This is a genomic window from Sphingomonas sp. P4_G3 (assembly GCF_056401105.1).
On sequence record NZ_JBFUJZ010000003.1, the window covers coordinates 288,627 to 303,810 of the forward strand.

At 66.0% G+C, this 15,184-nt stretch carries 14 protein-coding genes; 8 read left to right on the forward strand and 6 right to left on the reverse strand.

Features of this window, described 5'->3' with window-relative positions; translation table 11 throughout:
- Positions 1-30 precede the first annotated feature (30 nt).
- Entirely contained in the window at positions 31-2,808 is a 2,778-nt protein-coding gene (locus AC1DQQ_RS09460) for a TonB-dependent receptor (protein ID WP_478045007.1), read from the forward strand.
- A gap of 290 nt (positions 2,809-3,098) precedes the next feature.
- Here AC1DQQ_RS09460 and AC1DQQ_RS09465 read toward each other — a convergent pair whose 3' ends face one another.
- Positions 3,099-4,562: an ABC transporter permease/substrate-binding protein gene (locus AC1DQQ_RS09465; protein ID WP_478045276.1), complete on the reverse strand. Its 1,464-nt coding sequence runs from the start codon at positions 4,560-4,562 to the stop codon at positions 3,099-3,101.
- Between the two features lie 220 nt (positions 4,563-4,782).
- On the reverse strand, positions 4,783-5,520 hold the full coding sequence (locus AC1DQQ_RS09470) for an ATP-binding cassette domain-containing protein (RefSeq protein ID WP_478030816.1): 738 nt from the start codon (positions 5,518-5,520) through the stop codon (positions 4,783-4,785).
- Between the two features lie 190 nt (positions 5,521-5,710).
- Between AC1DQQ_RS09470 and AC1DQQ_RS09475 the strand changes: the two genes are divergently transcribed.
- The 3 genes from AC1DQQ_RS09475 (at position 5,711) to AC1DQQ_RS09485 (ending at position 8,418) form a co-directional block, all read left to right on the forward strand.
- On the forward strand, positions 5,711-6,505 hold the full coding sequence (locus AC1DQQ_RS09475) for an SDR family oxidoreductase (protein WP_478042544.1): 795 nt from the start codon (positions 5,711-5,713) through the stop codon (positions 6,503-6,505).
- A 104-nt stretch (positions 6,506-6,609) separates the two neighbouring features.
- Positions 6,610-7,533 carry a bifunctional helix-turn-helix transcriptional regulator/GNAT family N-acetyltransferase gene (locus tag AC1DQQ_RS09480; protein WP_478030820.1) on the forward strand — a complete coding sequence of 308 codons (924 nt, stop codon included), beginning with the start codon at positions 6,610-6,612 and terminating at the stop codon, positions 7,531-7,533.
- A 156-nt stretch (positions 7,534-7,689) separates the two neighbouring features.
- Positions 7,690-8,418: a glycosyltransferase family 2 protein gene (locus AC1DQQ_RS09485; protein WP_478030821.1), complete on the forward strand. Its 729-nt coding sequence runs from the start codon at positions 7,690-7,692 to the stop codon at positions 8,416-8,418.
- Positions 8,419-8,454: 36 nt separating this feature from the next.
- Here the strand turns inward: AC1DQQ_RS09485 and AC1DQQ_RS09490 are convergent, their stop codons facing one another.
- Positions 8,455-8,745 carry a 4a-hydroxytetrahydrobiopterin dehydratase gene (locus AC1DQQ_RS09490; RefSeq protein ID WP_478030823.1) on the reverse strand — a complete coding sequence of 97 codons (291 nt, stop codon included), beginning with the start codon at positions 8,743-8,745 and terminating at the stop codon, positions 8,455-8,457.
- 40 nt (positions 8,746-8,785) lie between these two features.
- Between AC1DQQ_RS09490 and AC1DQQ_RS09495 the strand changes: the two genes are divergently transcribed.
- The 4 genes from AC1DQQ_RS09495 (at position 8,786) to AC1DQQ_RS09510 (ending at position 11,427) form a co-directional block, all read left to right on the forward strand.
- Positions 8,786-9,202 carry a metallopeptidase family protein gene (locus AC1DQQ_RS09495; RefSeq protein ID WP_478030824.1) on the forward strand — a complete coding sequence of 139 codons (417 nt, stop codon included), beginning with the start codon at positions 8,786-8,788 and terminating at the stop codon, positions 9,200-9,202.
- A complete protein-coding gene (ccmA, locus tag AC1DQQ_RS09500; RefSeq protein WP_478042545.1) occupies positions 9,199-9,798 on the forward strand; it encodes a heme ABC exporter ATP-binding protein CcmA in 600 nt (199 codons plus the stop codon). The genes AC1DQQ_RS09495 and ccmA overlap by 4 nt, the downstream gene beginning before the upstream one ends.
- On the forward strand, positions 9,795-10,442 hold the full coding sequence (locus tag AC1DQQ_RS09505; RefSeq protein WP_478045008.1) for a heme exporter protein CcmB: 648 nt from the start codon (positions 9,795-9,797) through the stop codon (positions 10,440-10,442). Before ccmA ends, AC1DQQ_RS09505 begins: the two co-directional genes overlap by 4 nt.
- Positions 10,443-10,551: 109 nt before the next feature.
- Positions 10,552-11,427, forward strand: coding sequence for a hypothetical protein (locus tag AC1DQQ_RS09510; protein WP_478042548.1), 876 nt, complete (start codon positions 10,552-10,554; stop codon positions 11,425-11,427).
- Positions 11,428-11,515: 88 nt separating this feature from the next.
- Here AC1DQQ_RS09510 and AC1DQQ_RS09515 read toward each other — a convergent pair whose 3' ends face one another.
- From AC1DQQ_RS09515 to thrC, 3 genes are all read right to left on the reverse strand, one after another.
- Positions 11,516-12,655, reverse strand: a complete 1,140-nt coding sequence (locus tag AC1DQQ_RS09515; RefSeq protein ID WP_478045010.1) for a lipase family protein — start codon at positions 12,653-12,655, stop codon at positions 11,516-11,518.
- A gap of 135 nt (positions 12,656-12,790) precedes the next feature.
- Positions 12,791-13,660, reverse strand: a complete 870-nt coding sequence (locus tag AC1DQQ_RS09520) for a class I SAM-dependent methyltransferase (protein ID WP_478045012.1) — start codon at positions 13,658-13,660, stop codon at positions 12,791-12,793.
- 124 nt (positions 13,661-13,784) lie between these two features.
- Complete coding sequence (gene thrC, locus AC1DQQ_RS09525) at positions 13,785-15,182, reverse strand: threonine synthase (RefSeq protein WP_478042551.1); 1,398 nt, start codon at positions 15,180-15,182, stop codon at positions 13,785-13,787.
- Positions 15,183-15,184: the final 2 nt, after the last annotated feature.

A 15,184-nucleotide genomic window follows, 5' to 3' on the forward strand; every position in this document is an offset into this window, starting at 1 on the left:
GCATTGCTCCCGACCAGTAGCGGATAATGAATGCGTCGTTCGATCAGCCTCGTCTTATTGCTTGCCGGCAGCGCGCCCGTCGCGCTCCACGCCCAAACCGCGCCTGCCCCAGCGCCGAACCCGGCGCCTCCGCAGTCGAAGCCCGCATCTGCGCCGCAATCGGACGACGACAGCGCGGATGAGAACGACATCGTCGTCACCGGCTCGCGCAGCCTGCCCGGCGCGGTAGTCGGCGATATCCCGCCCGAACAGTCGCTCGGGCCTGCCGATGTCCGCTCGTACGGCGTCAACAGCGTCAGCGACCTGCTCAACGAGCTCGCTCCGCAGATTCGCAGCGATCGCGGGTCGGGCGGCGCGCCGGTCGTGCTGCTCAACGGCCGCCGCATCTCGAGCTTCGCCGAAATCCGCGATCTGCCGACCGAGGCGATCGCGCGCGTCGATATCCTGCCTGAGGAAGTCGCGCTCAAATACGGCTATCCCGCCGACCAGAAGGTCGTGAACATCGTCCTGCGCCAGCGCTTCAAGTCGATCACCACCGAACTGGGCGACCAGGTCGCGACCGAAGGCGGCCGCAACACGCCATCGGTGACCGGCGATATCGTCACGATCCGCCGCAACAACCGCTTCAGCCTGCACGCTGGCTATACCGACAGTTCGCCGCTCTACGAGAATGAACGCGACATCCTGCCGCCGGTGACCAAGCAGGCCACGCCGGGAACGATCGACCTCAATCCGGGCTTCGACCAGCGGCCCTATCGCACGCTCTTGTCGTCGAGCCGCAATTTCCAGACGAACCTGGTCTACGCCCGGCCGCTGGGCAAGGTGAATGCGACGATCAACGGCACGTTCCAATATACCGAATCGACCGGCGCGCAGGGTCTGCCGACGCTCGATTTGACCTTGCCCGCGGGCAATCCGTTTTCCACCTCCGCCGGCGATGTCGAGATCGACCGCGTCGCCACCGGCTACGATCCGCTCAAGCAGCGCAATTCGGCGCTGACCTATCATCTCGGCACCGGCTTCAACGGCCAGTTCGGGACGCAATGGCGCTGGTCGCTGACCGCCAATTACGATCGCGTCGACAGCGAGACGTTCAGCGAGACGGGGTTCGACGTCAGCGCCCTTCAAGCCCGGCTCGATGCCGGCGACCCGACGTTCAATCCGCTCGGACCGATCAATCCGCTCGATTATGCGGTGGCGCCGGCCAATCGCGGGCAATCGACCTCCAATAGCGGCGGCGTCGATGCGCTGGTCAACGGCAAGCTGCTCAAGCTGCCCGCCGGCGACATTTCGACCGCGATCCGGGTCGGCGGCTCCTTGTCGAGCCTCGACAGCCAGTCGTATCGCCTCGACTCGCAGAGCGGGCTGGTCAGCACCAGCGGATCGACCACGCGCAACGAAGCTTCGGGGCAAATCAATCTCGACGTGCCGATCGCGAGCAAATCGAAGCACGTCCTGGCGTTCATCGGCGACCTGTCGCTCAACGGCAATTACGCGGTGCACCAATTGTCGGACTTCGGCACGCTGACCACCCGCGGATACGGCGCCAATTGGCAGCCGATCCAGGGCGTGCGGTTCATCGCCTCGGTGACCGACCAGGACGATGCCCCGTCCGCCGCGCAGCTTGCCAATCCCACCGTCGTCACGCCCAACGTCCGCGTGTTCGACTATATCAAGGGCGAGACGGTCAGCGTCACCAGCACGACCGGCGGCAACCCCTTCCTCAACGCCGACAGCAAGCATACGCTGAAGATCGGCCTGACGTTGAAGCCGTGGGAAAAGACCGATTTCACGCTGACCGCCAATTACGTGAAGTCGAGCGTGCGCAACGCGATCGCCGGCTTGCCGTCGGCGACTGCCGCGGTCGAGGCCGCCTTTCCCGACCGCTTCACGCGCGACGCCGATGGCGACCTCACCGCGATCGATACGCGCACGGTGAACTTCGCGCGCACCGACCGGTCCGAATTGCGCTGGGGCTTCAATTTCTCGCATCCGCTCAAATCCAAGTTGCAGAAAGAAATCGAGGCGTTCCGCGCCGGCAAGGGCCCCAACCCGTTCCAGGGCCTGCGCTTGCCCAACAACCGCCGCTTTGGCGAGCGGCCGCAGGGCGCGGGCGGTCCACCCCCGGGTGACGGCGGCACGCCCAATGCCACCACGCCGCCGGCTGACGGCAGCAATCCCAACGCGACGGGTACCCCGCCCCAGGATGGTGCGGCCGGCGGCGGCCGTCCTGGTGGCGGACGCTTTGGCGGTGGCGGGTTCGGCGGCGGTGGTTTCGGCGGCGGCGGCGGGCGCGGCGGTCGTGGTGCGTTCGGCGGCGGCGGTGGCCGGCTGCAATTCGCTTTCTACCACACCTGGCATTTCACCGACCGCGTCGAGCTTTCGCCGACGCTCCCGGTCGTCGACCTGCTCAATGGCGGTACGATCGGGCAAGGCGGCCAGTCGCGCCACGAACTGGAGGCACAGGCAGGCTATTCCAATAACGGCCTGGGCGTCCGCTTGTCGGCCGATTGGCAAAGCGGCACGCATGTGCTGGGCGGCAGTCCGGGCAATCCCAACCCGCTCGATTTTTCGAGCCTGGGGACGATCAACCTGCGGTTGTTCGCCGACCTCACCCAGCAGCTCAAGTTCCTCAAGAAGAACCCCTGGGCTGCCGGGATGCGGGTGACCCTGGCGCTCAACAACGTCCTCGATTCGCGCCAACGCGTCCGCGACGCCAACGGCAGCACGCCAATCAGCTATCAGCCCGATTATCTCGACCCGATGGGCCGGACAATCCGGCTGAGCGTGAGAAAGGTGTTCTTCTAAGGCCGAGTGCAGGGAAATAGCGGCGCTATTTCCCGCCCGGCGCTCGGCCCGGCCGGCGGCGCCAACGGCGCCGTCCGACGCGGCGAGAGGCCAGCTACTGCACAATCCCCAACTAACTCCCCTCCCTTAAAGGGAGGGGGTTGGGGGTGGGTGCACGCGTCTGCGCGCCGTAAAGACTCATTGGCCGATCGCTAGAGAGCGCCGGACGAGGCATCGAGCCTCGCCCGACGCTACACCCACCCCTTGATCCCCTCCCTTTCAGGGAGGGGAGAATGTCGTCGCCGAGATCCCTACAACCCCACCTTCTTCTCCAGCCACCGCGCCGCCGCGTCTGGGCTCTCCTTCCCCGCATCGCGATCGACCATGTAATTGGCCTCGCGCATCGCCTCGACCGGCACGCGCCCGATCAGCGGCTTCAGCGCCGCGATCATCCGCGCATCCTTCGCGTGGCGCGGAGCGATGGTCAGGATCGCATCGTAATTGGGGATCGCCCCCTTTGGATCGCTCAGCACGGTCAGCTTGTCAGCGGCGATCCGTCCGTCGGACGAGAAGGCCGAGATGACGTCCGCCTGCCCGCTTTCGAGCGCGCGATACATGAAGGTCGGATTATAGGCATGGGCCGACCCGAACCGGATCGGATAGGCGGCGCGCACCGCCTTCCATTCGGGGCGTTCGAGGAATTCGAGATCGGCGCCGAATTGCAGGTCTGGCGCCTTGGCGACCAGATCGTCGAGACTGGTAATACCCAGCGCCTCGGCGCGATCGCCGCGCATCGCGAAGGCATAGGCGTTTTCGAACCCCATTCGTCCGAGCAGATTGAGACCCTGTTTCGCTTGCCAGCTGCGGATCGCCGCCAGCATCGCATCGCGCGGCGGCGTGTCGGTCCGCTTCATCTCGTTGGTCCAGATCGTGCCGGTATAATCGACCGCGACATCGACATCGCTCGACGTCAGCGCCGCGAACATCACGCCCGATCCCAGCCCTTCCTTGTAGCGCACGCGATAGCCCGCCGCCTCGAGCCGATGGCCGATCATCCGCGCCAGGATATATTGTTCGGAGAAGCCCTTGGCGCCGATCGTCACCGTCTCCTGCCGCACCGGCAGCACCGGGAGCAAGGCGATCACGACGCCGAGCGCGAGCAGACCGAACGCGATCCATGCGCCGAGCCGTTTGCGCCGCGCGATGCCGCGCTCGATCACGCCGAGCAGCGCATCGACCGCGAGCGCCAGTCCCGCCGCCGCGGTGCACCCCGCCAGCACCAACGCCCAATTCTGCGTCTGCAGCCCGGCGAAGATCATATCGCCCAGGCTCGGCTGACCGACCGTGGTCGACAGTGTCGCCGCGCCGATCGTCCACACCGCCGCCGTGCGGATGCCGGCCATCAGCACCGGCGCGACCAATGGCGTCTCGACCAGCCGCAATTTCTGCCACGCGGTCATGCCGACACCATCGGCCGCCTCGATCACCGCCGGATCGATCCCGGCGAGCCCGGTCACGCCGTTCCTGAGGATCGGCAGCAAGGCGTAGAGCGTCAGCGCGAGGAGCGAGGGAAGGAAGCCCAATGCAGGAATTCCGCCGCCGACCAGCGTCGAGAGCGACAACAGGATCGGATAGAACAGAGCGAGCAATGCCAGGCTCGGGATCGTCTGGACCAGGCTCGCGAAGCCGAGCACGATCCGACCGACCGAAGGAACCCGCGCCGACCAAACCGCGAGCGGCAGGCTGAGGATGATCCCCAGCACCAATGCGCTCATCGCCAGCAACAGATGCTGGGCGAGGAGATCGGGGACCCGTGCAAGGGCGTCGAGGAAGTCGACCACTAAAACTCCTCCCCGGCACAGGGAGGGGGACCGCCGGGCGCAGCCCGGTGGTGGAGGGGGTAGGCCTCCAGGGATGTAGCCGGTGGCGCCCCCCCTCCACCAGCCTCCGGCTGGTTCCCCTCCCCGCAAGCGGGGAGGATTTGGGGGGAACCCATCACGCGCTCGCCTCCAGCGCGCCGAGCCGTTTCATCTGTTCGCGCGGCACCGCGACCAGCGCCTGCGCCGCTGCGCCGCCTTCACCGGCCAACAGCGCCCGAGGCACCGCATCAGCGACGATCCGACCCTTGTCCATGACCAGCACGCGGTCGGCGAGCAGCAGCGCCTCGGCCATGTCGTGCGTGACCATGATCGTGGTCAGCCCGAGCCGATCATGCAGCGCGCGGATGGCGTTGCCCAATTGATCGCGCGTGACCGGGTCGAGCGCGCCGAACGGCTCGTCCATCAGCAACAATCTGGGTTCGGTCGCTAAGGCGCGCGCGACACCTACGCGCTGGCGCTGCCCGCCTGACAAGGCATCGGGCATGCGCGTCGCGAAGTCCGCCGGCAAATCGACCAGCCCGAGCAGTTCCGCAACGCGGGCGTGCGGGTCCTTCTCTCCCTCCAGCCTGAGCCCGATCGCGACATTCTCGGCGACGGTCAAATGCGGGAACAGCCCGATATTCTGGAAGACATAGCCGATCCGCCGCCGCAGTCGGAACCGGTCCTCGGTATCGATCTGTTGCCCGTCGATCGCGATGCTGCCCGCGCTCGGCTCGATCAGCCGGTTGATCGTTTTGAGCAGAGTCGACTTGCCCGACCCCGAGCTGCCGACCAGCGCGACGAAGCTTCCCCCGGCGATCTCGACCGTCACGTCGTCGACCGCGACGGTGCCGCCGGGGTAGCTCTTGGTCACGCCGGAAAGGGCGACGGATGGGCCTGGCAGACTCACGCGGACGTTGTGCGGAACGATTGCCACAGGGTCAAACGCTCGAATTCGTCACCCCGGGCTTGTCCCGGGATCCACTGTGCCGCAATCCTGGGCCAAGAGGCTCCGTGGATGCCGGGACAAGCCCGGCATGACGACGGTACGAAAAGGGCGGGGAATGACGACCAAAGCAATCTTCATCACCGGCGGCGGATCGGGCATCGGCCGCGCGGTGGCACAGCGGTTCGCGCGGGAGGGCTGGCGGGTCGGCCTCGCCGACGTCAACGCCAAGGGACTGACCGAGACCGCCGCGTTGCTGCCTACGGGGATAAGCGACACCTATATCATGGACGTGCGCGATCGCGATTCGTGGAAGAACGATCTCGACGATTTCACGTCCAAGACCGGCGGCCGGCTCGACGTGCTGTTCAACAATGCCGGGATCGGCACCGGCGGGCGGATCACCGAGATGAGCTTCGAGGATCTCGACCGGGTCGTCCAGATCAACCTGGTCGGCGTGCTCAACGGCGCCAAGATCGGCCATGCCTATCTGGCCAAGACGCCGGGATCGTGCCTGCTCAACACCGCCTCAGCCTCGGCGATCTATGGCACGTCCGGCCTGTCGGTCTATTCGGCGACCAAGTTCGCCGTGCGTTCGCTGACCGAGGCGCTCGATGGCGAATGGTATGGCGACGGCATCAAGGTGCGCGCCCTCATTCCCGCCTTTATCGACACGCCTTTGCTCCAAGTGCCGGTCGACGGCAGCAACCGCAATATCCGCGAATCGGTGACCGCGGCCGGACTCGAATTGAGCAGCGCCGCCGACGTCGCCGATGCCGCGTGGAATGCGGTTCATGGCGACGCCGTCCACACTTATGTCGGCAAGACCGCGTTCCGGATGAAATTCGCCGCCCGCTGGATGCCAGGCCAGCTCAGGAAGATGATGCGGCGCGGGATCGGCAGCAAGGATTAGGTGGATCGACATTCAGACCTCCCCATTCTGTCCGCCGGGAGGGATTGTTGACTCAGTCATGATTCTATAGTGTTGATTCGATCAACATAATGGATTGTTGCGACATGACGGTTCGACACGAGCGGGACGTGGCCGCGCTGCGCGGCTTCAACCGCGTATATACCATGCAGTTGGGACTGCTCGACGCCCATCTCGACGACAGCCCGTTCACCCTGAGTGAAGCGCGGATTCTCTACGAACTGGCCAACCGGACCGATCCAACCGCGGCGGAAATCGCCCGCGTGCTCCGGCTCGACCCGGCGCAGATCAGTCGCACGATCAAGCGGTTCGCCAATCGCGGCCTGGTCACGATGCGTGACGATCCATCGCATGGCCGCCACCAATTGCTGTCGCTCACCGGGCCGGGCCGAGCCGCCTTTGCCGCGCTGGAAGGCAATACGCAGCGCGCGGTCGGCGCGCTGTTGGACGGATTGCCGCCCTTCCGGCGCGCGGCGATGCTCTCCGCGGCGAGGACGATAACCCGGATATTCGAACAGGATACCACGCCCCGGCCCGTGCTGCGCGGACTCAGGCCCGGCGACCTCGGCATGGTGACCGCGCGACAGGCGATCCTCTACGCGGAGGAATATGGCTGGAACGGCGACTATGAAGCGCTGGTCGCGCGCATCCTCGCCGACTTCCATCAGTCCTTCGATCCCGACCGCGACGCGGCCTGGATCGCGGAGATGGACGGGCGGATGGCGGGCTCGATCTTCCTGGTTCATGGCGACGAGCCGGACGTGGGCAAATTGCGCCTGCTTTATGTCGAGCGCGATGCGCGCGGCACGGGGGTCGGCAAGATGCTGGTCGCGGCGTGCATCGACCGTGCGCGGGCGGTCGGATACAAACGGCTCGACCTGTGGACCAACAGCGTCCTGTCCGCCGCGCGCGCGATCTACGAGCGAGCCGGTTTCGTGCTGGTCGACGAAACGCCGCACCATTCCTTCGGCAAGGACCTGGTCGGCCAGACGTGGTCGCTGGCGCTTTGACGACGCACCGGGCGCGGCCTATGGCGCTCGTCGCGAGATCGATTGGTGCGGGATCGGGAACGGGAATCGGCCCGGTGAACATCCCCGACTTCGGTGCGTTCGCTCTTGCTCTGGCCAGGAAGCGGATATTGCGGCACTAGCGAATTTATGCCCGGCGTGACCCAAGAGCGAAGGCCGACGATCAGCCTCATCATCCCCGCTTATAACGAGGAGGAATATCTTCCCGCCTGTCTCGATGCGGTGATGCGCAACGTCGCGGGCAAGGTGACCGAAATCATCGTCGTCGACAACAACAGCACCGACGGCACGCGGCAAGTGATCGAGCGCTATCCCGGCGTCACCTATGTGTTCGAGCCCGAAAAGGGCATCACCCGGGCGCGCCAGCGCGGCTTCCTCGAGGCGACCGGCGATATCCTGGCCTATGTCGATGCCGATACGCACCCGCCGGCGGGCTGGATCGAGCAGATCTGGGAACAGTTCGGCAAGCGCAAGAATCTGGCCTGCCTGTCCGGGCCGTACAGCTTTTACGACCTCAGCGGGCTGCGTAACAAGATTTCGAGCGGATGGTTCGTCGCGGCGCGGCCGTTGTACGGGATTACCGGCTATATGATGGTCGGCGGCAATTTCGCCATTCCGCGCGACGTGCTCGAGCGGATGGGCGGGTTCGACAGCTCGATCGAATTCTATGGCGAGGATGTCGACATCGCCAAGCGCGCCAAGCAACAGGGCAAAGTGCTGTTCTCGCCGCGGTTCGTCATGCCCACCTCGGGACGGCGGATGAAGAAACAGGGCTTCGCCAAGATCGCCGGTATCTATTTCCTCAATTATTTCTCGATCGTCTTCCGCGGCAAGCCCGCCACCAAGGGCTATGAGGACATCCGCTAAGCGGAACGGCCACGCAATGGCGGCGGAATCCCATCGCTAGTCGACTAACAGATCGATCGCCTCCGCCATCGCGATGTCGCGGTGCGACAATCCGCCGGCGTCGTGCGTGGTCAGCGTGATGTCGACGCGGTTCCACACGTTCGACCATTCCGGATGGTGGTCGTGCTTTTCGGCCAACAGCGCGACGCGTGTCATGAACGCGAACGCCTCGCTGAAATCGCCGAAGGTGATGCTGCGGCTGATCGCGTCGCGGCCCTCGTCATAATCCCATTCGTCGAGTTCATCGAGCGCTTCGCCGCGTTCCTCGTCGCTCAGTTGTTCGACCATCGCTTTCTCCCTTGCTTGCCGCCGCGATGGATAACGGCCTATGCCGCTCGTCATGAGCGGGCAAGAGGGCGCACATGTCGCGCCAAGCGCACAGGAGATCGAGGCGATCGCGCGCCGAACGCTCGCGGCGTTGCCCGACGCGTTTCGCCGCCATCTCGGCGAGATCGTGCTGATCGTCGAGGATTTCGCCGATGACGAGACGCTGAAGGCGCTCGATATCGAAAGTCCGTTCGACCTCACGGGCGTCTATCATGGCCGCCCGATCGGCGAGAAATCATCGATGGAGTCGGGCGCGGTACCCGACCGCATCCATCTCTATCGCCGCGCGATCCTCGACGAATGGATCGAGGACGGCGAGGATCTGACGACGCTCGTCCGCCACATCGTGATCCACGAAGTCGGGCATCATTTCGGCCTGAGCGACGACGATATGCACCGGCTCGAGGACGACGCGTGACCCTGATCGCGTTCGACGCCGTCACCTGCATTCGCGGCGGACGGGCACTGTTCCAGCGCCTGTCTTTCACGCTGGAGCAGGGTGGAGCGGCGCTGGTCACCGGCCCGAACGGCATCGGCAAGTCGAGCCTGATCCGTCTCGCCGCCGGGCTGCTCGCCCCCGCCGCCGGTCGCATCACCGGTGACGCGGCGCGTGCCCTCCTGACCGACCAGCCCTCGCTCGACGAGGAATTGCCGCTGGCCCGCGCACTCACTTTTTGGGCGCTGCTCGATCGAGCAGCGGACAATGTCGCGGCCGCACTGGACGCTCTTGCGCTGAGCGATCTCGCCGACATCCCCGTCCGCTTGCTCTCGACTGGCCAGCGCCGCCGGGCCGCGATTGCGCGCGTCATCGCTAGCGGCGCACCGCTCTGGCTGCTCGACGAGCCGGCCAACGGGTTGGATAAGGCCGCGCTCGGTCTGCTCGAAACGGCGCTCGCCAAGCATCGCGCGTCGGGCGGCGCGGTTCTGGTGGCGAGCCACACGCCGATCACGCTGCCGGACGCCCTCGCGATCGATCTTTCGCAGCACCTACCTCAGTTGGAGCCGGCGGCATGAGTTCGGCTCTCGTCCTCCTCATCGCCCGCGACCTGCGCCGCGCCTGGATCGGCGGCGGCGCGTTGCTGCCGGTGGCGTTCTTCCTGCTCGTCGCGATCCTGTTTCCGTTCGCGATCGGCCCCGACGCCAAGCTGCTCGCGCGTGTCGGCGGCGGCGTGTTGTGGGCGGCAGCGCTTCTCGCCGCGCTGATCCCGATCGAACGCCTCGTCGCGCCGGATCTGGCCAGCGGGGTGATCGACCAACTGCTGACGCGCGGCCAATCCGCCGCGACCATCGCCTTCGCCAAGCTGATCGCGCACTGGCTCGCCTTCGCCCCGCCGATCCTGCTCGCCGCGCTCCCCGCGGCGGCCCTGCTCAACCTATCCACCGAGACGCTGCTCCGGGTCGAGATCGGGCTGCTGATCGGCACCCCAGGCCTCGCCGCGCTCGCGCTGGCAACCGGGGCGCTGGTCGCGGGGCTGCGCGGCGCCGGCGCGATCGCCGGGCTGCTACTGCTGCCGCTCGCGGTGCCGTTGCTGATCTTCGGCGCGGGCAGCCTCGACGGCGGCGTCGGCGCGCTCAAGCTGCTGGCGGCGGTCAGCCTTGTGCTGGTCGCGGGAGCGCCGTTCGTCGCCGGTGCGGCGATCCGCGCCGGGCTGGATTGAACAATATTCTCGAATTACCCTCCATCGTGGAGCGGGACCGTCATTGCAAGCGAACGAACTGGCGCCATCTTCGCTGGCCGAGCCGGTACCGAGCCGTTAGCATCCAGGCATGCGCCTCGCTTCCCTCGCTTCAAAGATCGCGATCATGGTCTTTGGCATAGTGGTCGGAGCGGTCACGACATGGGCATTCGTATCCCGTCCCGCCCCGCCTGCATCGATTTCGGTATCGATGTCCGCAGAAACCCCGATACCCGAGCCGACGTCACCGCCGCCAAAGGGCAGCAGCGCCGAACTCGGCGCGAAGCTGTTGCAGCGTGTCGGACGCAACCTGATCGCCGACGACCGGGCCAGGGGCTGGCAGGACGGCCCGATCGAATTCTACGGGGCGCCCAGGCCCTATGGTGACACGCTCTGCAGGGTCGCCGTGTACACTGTCGCGCCGAAGATCATCCGTGGCGCGATTCTCGAGAAGGAAAAGTGGGACGACGATCTCAAGGTCGAAACAAGATACGGGCTGTGGAAGCGGCCATCCGCCGCCGGAGGCGACCGGGACAAAGCCTGCGTGGCATTTCGCGACTTCCGGCATCTGATCACGGAGGGCAGCCTGCTCTCGGTCGGCCGCGCTACATACGCGATGGACACGATCCTCGATCAGGCGAAGTCGGGCAAAGCCGGGTTCAAGATGTCCTGCACCATAATGTCACTGAGCTTGGGCAAACCGGTATCGTGCGATCCGCTGGCTATCCTGCGGGCATTGTCGCTTCAGGATATCTATCATGCCGAAACGACGTCCGAGGCCAAAAATGACCGATCTTCAGTGTTCCGCGATCAGGTTCTGGTCGCAGGCGACAAGATAACGAAGATATTGAAGATGAAGACTTTCATGACGACGATCAACATCGAGGACGAACAGCATTTCGGCAAGCAGAGCGTGGACGAAGCCGATGTGCGATCGGTGGAGATCGTGATCGAGGAGCTGTGCTGAGGGATCCGGCCTAGGTCGCTCGTATCGCGCTGGTCGCGGGCAGCCCAGTCGGCGTCGCGGCGATCCGGCCCCGGGGCTCCGCAGGCGCTCAGAACGACCCGCAATTGCTCGGCGCCCGCCCTCCCGCGAAGCGCGCATCGATCCAGCCGAGCGTCGCTTCCGCCTCGGTACGGGCGACAGTGCCATGCTCGCCGCCCGGCACCGAGATGAAGCGCACCGTCTTGCCTGAAGCACAGGCGGCGCGCGCGAAATCGCGCACCACGGCCGGGGCGACTATGGTGTCGCCGGTCCCGGTGGCGATCAGCGCCGGCACCTTGATGGCAGCAGCCGACGGACTGTTCTCGCGCATCAACCGTCCCCAGGGCTGTTTCGTGCCGAGGTCGAGATTGCGGATCGCGCGCTGGGCGATGACGATGCCGATGATCGTGCCGAGCTTGGGCTTCGCGTCGAAGTTGACGCAATTGTTGTCGGCCAACCGGGTCATCACGTTCTGGACCGAGCGCGGTCCCAGGATCGACATCGACGCGCCGTAATAGCGCGACCAGCTCGTCGCGGTATAGGCAGTGAGCAGGGCGCGGACACGGGCGTCGCTGCCTTCCTTGAAATTCCGGTGCAGGTCGGTCGGCGGCACGATCGCCGCGATCCCGACGAGTTGCAGATCGGGGGCGTAGCTCGACCATAGTTGTCCGGTCCACAGCGCGGCATGACCGCCTTGCGATTCGCCCCAGACGGCGAAGCGCGATCCGGCTTCGGCTTCGGGAATGCCCCGCGCCGCACGGACCGCGTCGAGCGTCGACTTACCTTCGCTGGTACCGACCAGCACGGGATGGACCATGTCGGAACCGAGTCCGGGATAATCGGGCGCGACGATGGTATAGCCGCGGCGGACGACGTCATCGAGCGCCGGGATCAGCGTGAAGTTGGTACTGCCCAGGGACGGCGCGCAGCGCTTCGAAATGCCGATCAGGCCATGCGTCCAGGCAATTACCCGTCGCGGGCCGGCACTGGAGCGATCGCGAGGGGCGATGACCATGCCCGTCACCCGGATCGGCTGGTTGCTATCCCCGCTGGTCCAATATTCGATCCGCCAGGCTCGGACATTGGCGGGAGCGTCCCCGACCGGTTGTGCGGCGATGAGCGTGCCGGCGCGCTGGGCGACGGCGGTGCGGGGTAGGATAGCCAATGTCGCTGCCAACAGGATGGTCAAGGTGCTCAGAAACCGATGCATTGGACCGCTCCCCGCAATGTCGGCGGAGAATAGCATGTTCGTCGGGCAGTGGAAAACTGGCCCCTTTCGGCTGTCGAGGCACGGGCGCGACGGATCGCGAAAGCGGGCCGACAGGCGTCTACCAGCTACGGCCGTTCACCGGCTCCAGCGCGCCCAGATCGCGGTGGGCAGCAACAGACCGCGCGCTTCCTCGCGCACCGCGAGCTCGCCCGCCTCGACCTTGCCGGGCAGATCGGAGAAGGCCTGGCTGACGAGTTCGCCGATCGCCAGCGCTGACATGCGCACGGCGTACACCGTCAGGAACAGGAACCGCGAGCGGTCGTCGAGCAATTGCCGGCAATCCTGGATCAACCCTGGCAGTCCTTCTTCAAGCCGCCACACTTCGCCTTCCGGTCCGCGACCGAATTTGGGCGGGTCGAGCAGGATCCCGTCGTAACGCCGGCCGCGTCGCACCTCGCGCGCGGCGAATTTGGTCGCGTCGTCGACCATCCAGCGCACCGGTTTGTCGTCGAGTCCCGCCAGCCGCGCGTTCGATCGCGCGCCTTCGACCGATTTCTTGGAGGCGTCGACATGGACCATCTTCACGCCCTTGGACGCCAATGCCAGGGTGCCGACACCGGTATAGCCGAACAGGTTGAGCGCCTCCGCCTCGTCCAGGCCCGCAAGCCGCTCGCGCATCCAAGTCCATACCGGCGCCATGTCGGGGAAGAAGCCGAGGTGACGGAACGGCGTGGTCTGCGCAGTGAAGCCGACATCGTCCCATTTCATCGGCCAGCCGTCGCGTGGCACCTGGCCGCTATATTGCCAGCGCCCGCCGCCGTCCTCGTCCGATCCGGGGATGAACTCGGCGTCGGCCTTCCAGTCGGGGCTTGCTGGTGCCCACATTGCCTGCGGTTCGGGGCGAATGAAGCGGAAGCGGCCATAGCGTTCGAGCTTGCGGCCATGGCCTGAGTCGACCAGGCCGTAATCGGCCCAGGGCTCGCCGATCATCGTGTCGAGTTTCATGCGGCAGCGCTCGACGACAGACCCTCACCCTTCCGCGCCTGCGGCGCTCCCTCCCTCTCCCGCATGCGGGAGAGGGAAGGGGCCCGCCCGGCGCAGCCGGGTGGGAAGGGTGAGGGTCTGTTGATCATGCCGCGACCCTAGCGATGTACTCCGTCACCGCCTCGAACGTCGCTGGCAGCGTCTCGTACCGTTCCTCGCGCTCGAACAAATCGCCCACCCGCGCCGGCAGGACCGGGCGTACGCCGGTGGCACGCTCGACCGCATCGCCGAACTTGGCCGGGTGCGCGGTCGCCAAGGTCACGATCGGAGCGTCCACGTCGACCTGCCGCGCCGCGCCGAGACCGATCGCGGTATGCGGGTCGATCACTTGCCCGGCGCGCTCGCACGCCCAGCGCATCGCCAACGCCATGTCGTCGAGGTCGATCCGCGCACTCGACAACAGATCCGCCGCGCCTTCGCGCTGTTGGTTGGTCAGCCGCATCGCCTTCGACGCCTCGAACCCCGCCATCTGCGCCGCCATCGCCGCGCCGTCGCGTCCGCCAACGTCGAACAGCAGCCGCTCGAAATTCGAGCTCACCTGAATATCCATCGACGGGGTCGGCGTCGCCACCACCCCGGCGGCCGAATAGTCGCCACTCGACAGCGCGCGGTGGAGGATGTCGTTGACGTTGGTCGCGACGATCAACTTCGCGACCGGCAGCCCCATCTTAGCCGCGACATAGCCGGCGAACACGTCGCCGAAATTGCCGGTCGGCACCGAAAAGGCGATTGCGCGCTCGGGTGCGCCGAGCCGCACACCCGCATAGAAATAATAGACCACCTGCGCCATCAGCCGCGCCCAGTTGATCGAATTGACCGCCGACAGGGTCAGATGCCCGAGCGGGCCAGTCCCGGCGGCATTGGCGTTGAACATCGCCTTCACCATCGCCTGGGCGTCGTCGAAGCTGCCCTCGATCGCGATATTGTGGACGTTGGGCGCGAACACCGTAGTCATCTGGCGGCGCTGGACGTCGGACACCCGCCCTTTCGGGTGGAGCATGAAGATTTCGACCCCGGTCCGCCCGGCGACCGCGTCGATCGCCGCCGATCCGGTATCGCCGCTGGTCGCGCCGACGATCGTCAGTTTCTGGTCGGTCCCCTGGAGGAAGCGCTCGAACAGCAGGCCGAGCAATTGCAGCGCGACGTCCTTGAACGCCAGGGTCGGCCCATGAAACAGTTCGAGCAGCCAGTGGCGGTGATCGAGCTGGACCAGCGGCGTCACCGCGTCGTGCGAGAAACGGCCGTAAGCCTGGGCGCACAGATCGCGCAGCTCGTTCTCGCTCAGCGCGTCGCCGACGAACGGCGCCATCACCCGGACCGCGGTCTCGACATAGGATAGACCAGCCAGCCCGGCGATCTCATCGCGGCTCAGCGTCGGCCACGCCTCGGGAAGGTACAATCCGCCGTCATTCGCCAGTCCGGCCAGCGTGACCTCACGAAAACCGAGCGCAGGCGCTGCCCCACGCGTACTCACATATTGCATGC

Bases quoted from the DNA above. Each gene is read 5' to 3' on its own strand.
- AC1DQQ_RS09460 (WP_478045007.1), top strand. From the start codon at position 31: ATGCGTCGTTCGATCAGCCTCGTCTTATTGCTTGCCGGCAGCGCGCCC.
- AC1DQQ_RS09465 (WP_478045276.1), bottom strand. From the start codon at position 4,562: ATGAGCGCATTGGTGCTGGGGATCATCCTCAGCCTGCCGCTCGCGGTT.
- AC1DQQ_RS09475 (WP_478042544.1), top strand. From the start codon at position 5,711: ATGACGACCAAAGCAATCTTCATCACCGGCGGCGGATCGGGCATCGGC.
- AC1DQQ_RS09480 (WP_478030820.1), top strand. From the start codon at position 6,610: ATGACGGTTCGACACGAGCGGGACGTGGCCGCGCTGCGCGGCTTCAAC.
- AC1DQQ_RS09490 (WP_478030823.1), bottom strand. From the start codon at position 8,745: ATGGTCGAACAACTGAGCGACGAGGAACGCGGCGAAGCGCTCGATGAA.
- AC1DQQ_RS09495 (WP_478030824.1), top strand. From the start codon at position 8,786: ATGCCGCTCGTCATGAGCGGGCAAGAGGGCGCACATGTCGCGCCAAGC.
- AC1DQQ_RS09505 (WP_478045008.1), top strand. From the start codon at position 9,795: ATGAGTTCGGCTCTCGTCCTCCTCATCGCCCGCGACCTGCGCCGCGCC.
- AC1DQQ_RS09510 (WP_478042548.1), top strand. From the start codon at position 10,552: ATGCGCCTCGCTTCCCTCGCTTCAAAGATCGCGATCATGGTCTTTGGC.
- AC1DQQ_RS09515 (WP_478045010.1), bottom strand. From the start codon at position 12,655: ATGCATCGGTTTCTGAGCACCTTGACCATCCTGTTGGCAGCGACATTG.
- AC1DQQ_RS09520 (WP_478045012.1), bottom strand. From the start codon at position 13,660: ATGAAACTCGACACGATGATCGGCGAGCCCTGGGCCGATTACGGCCTG.
- thrC (WP_478042551.1), bottom strand. From the start codon at position 15,182: ATGCAATATGTGAGTACGCGTGGGGCAGCGCCTGCGCTCGGTTTTCGT.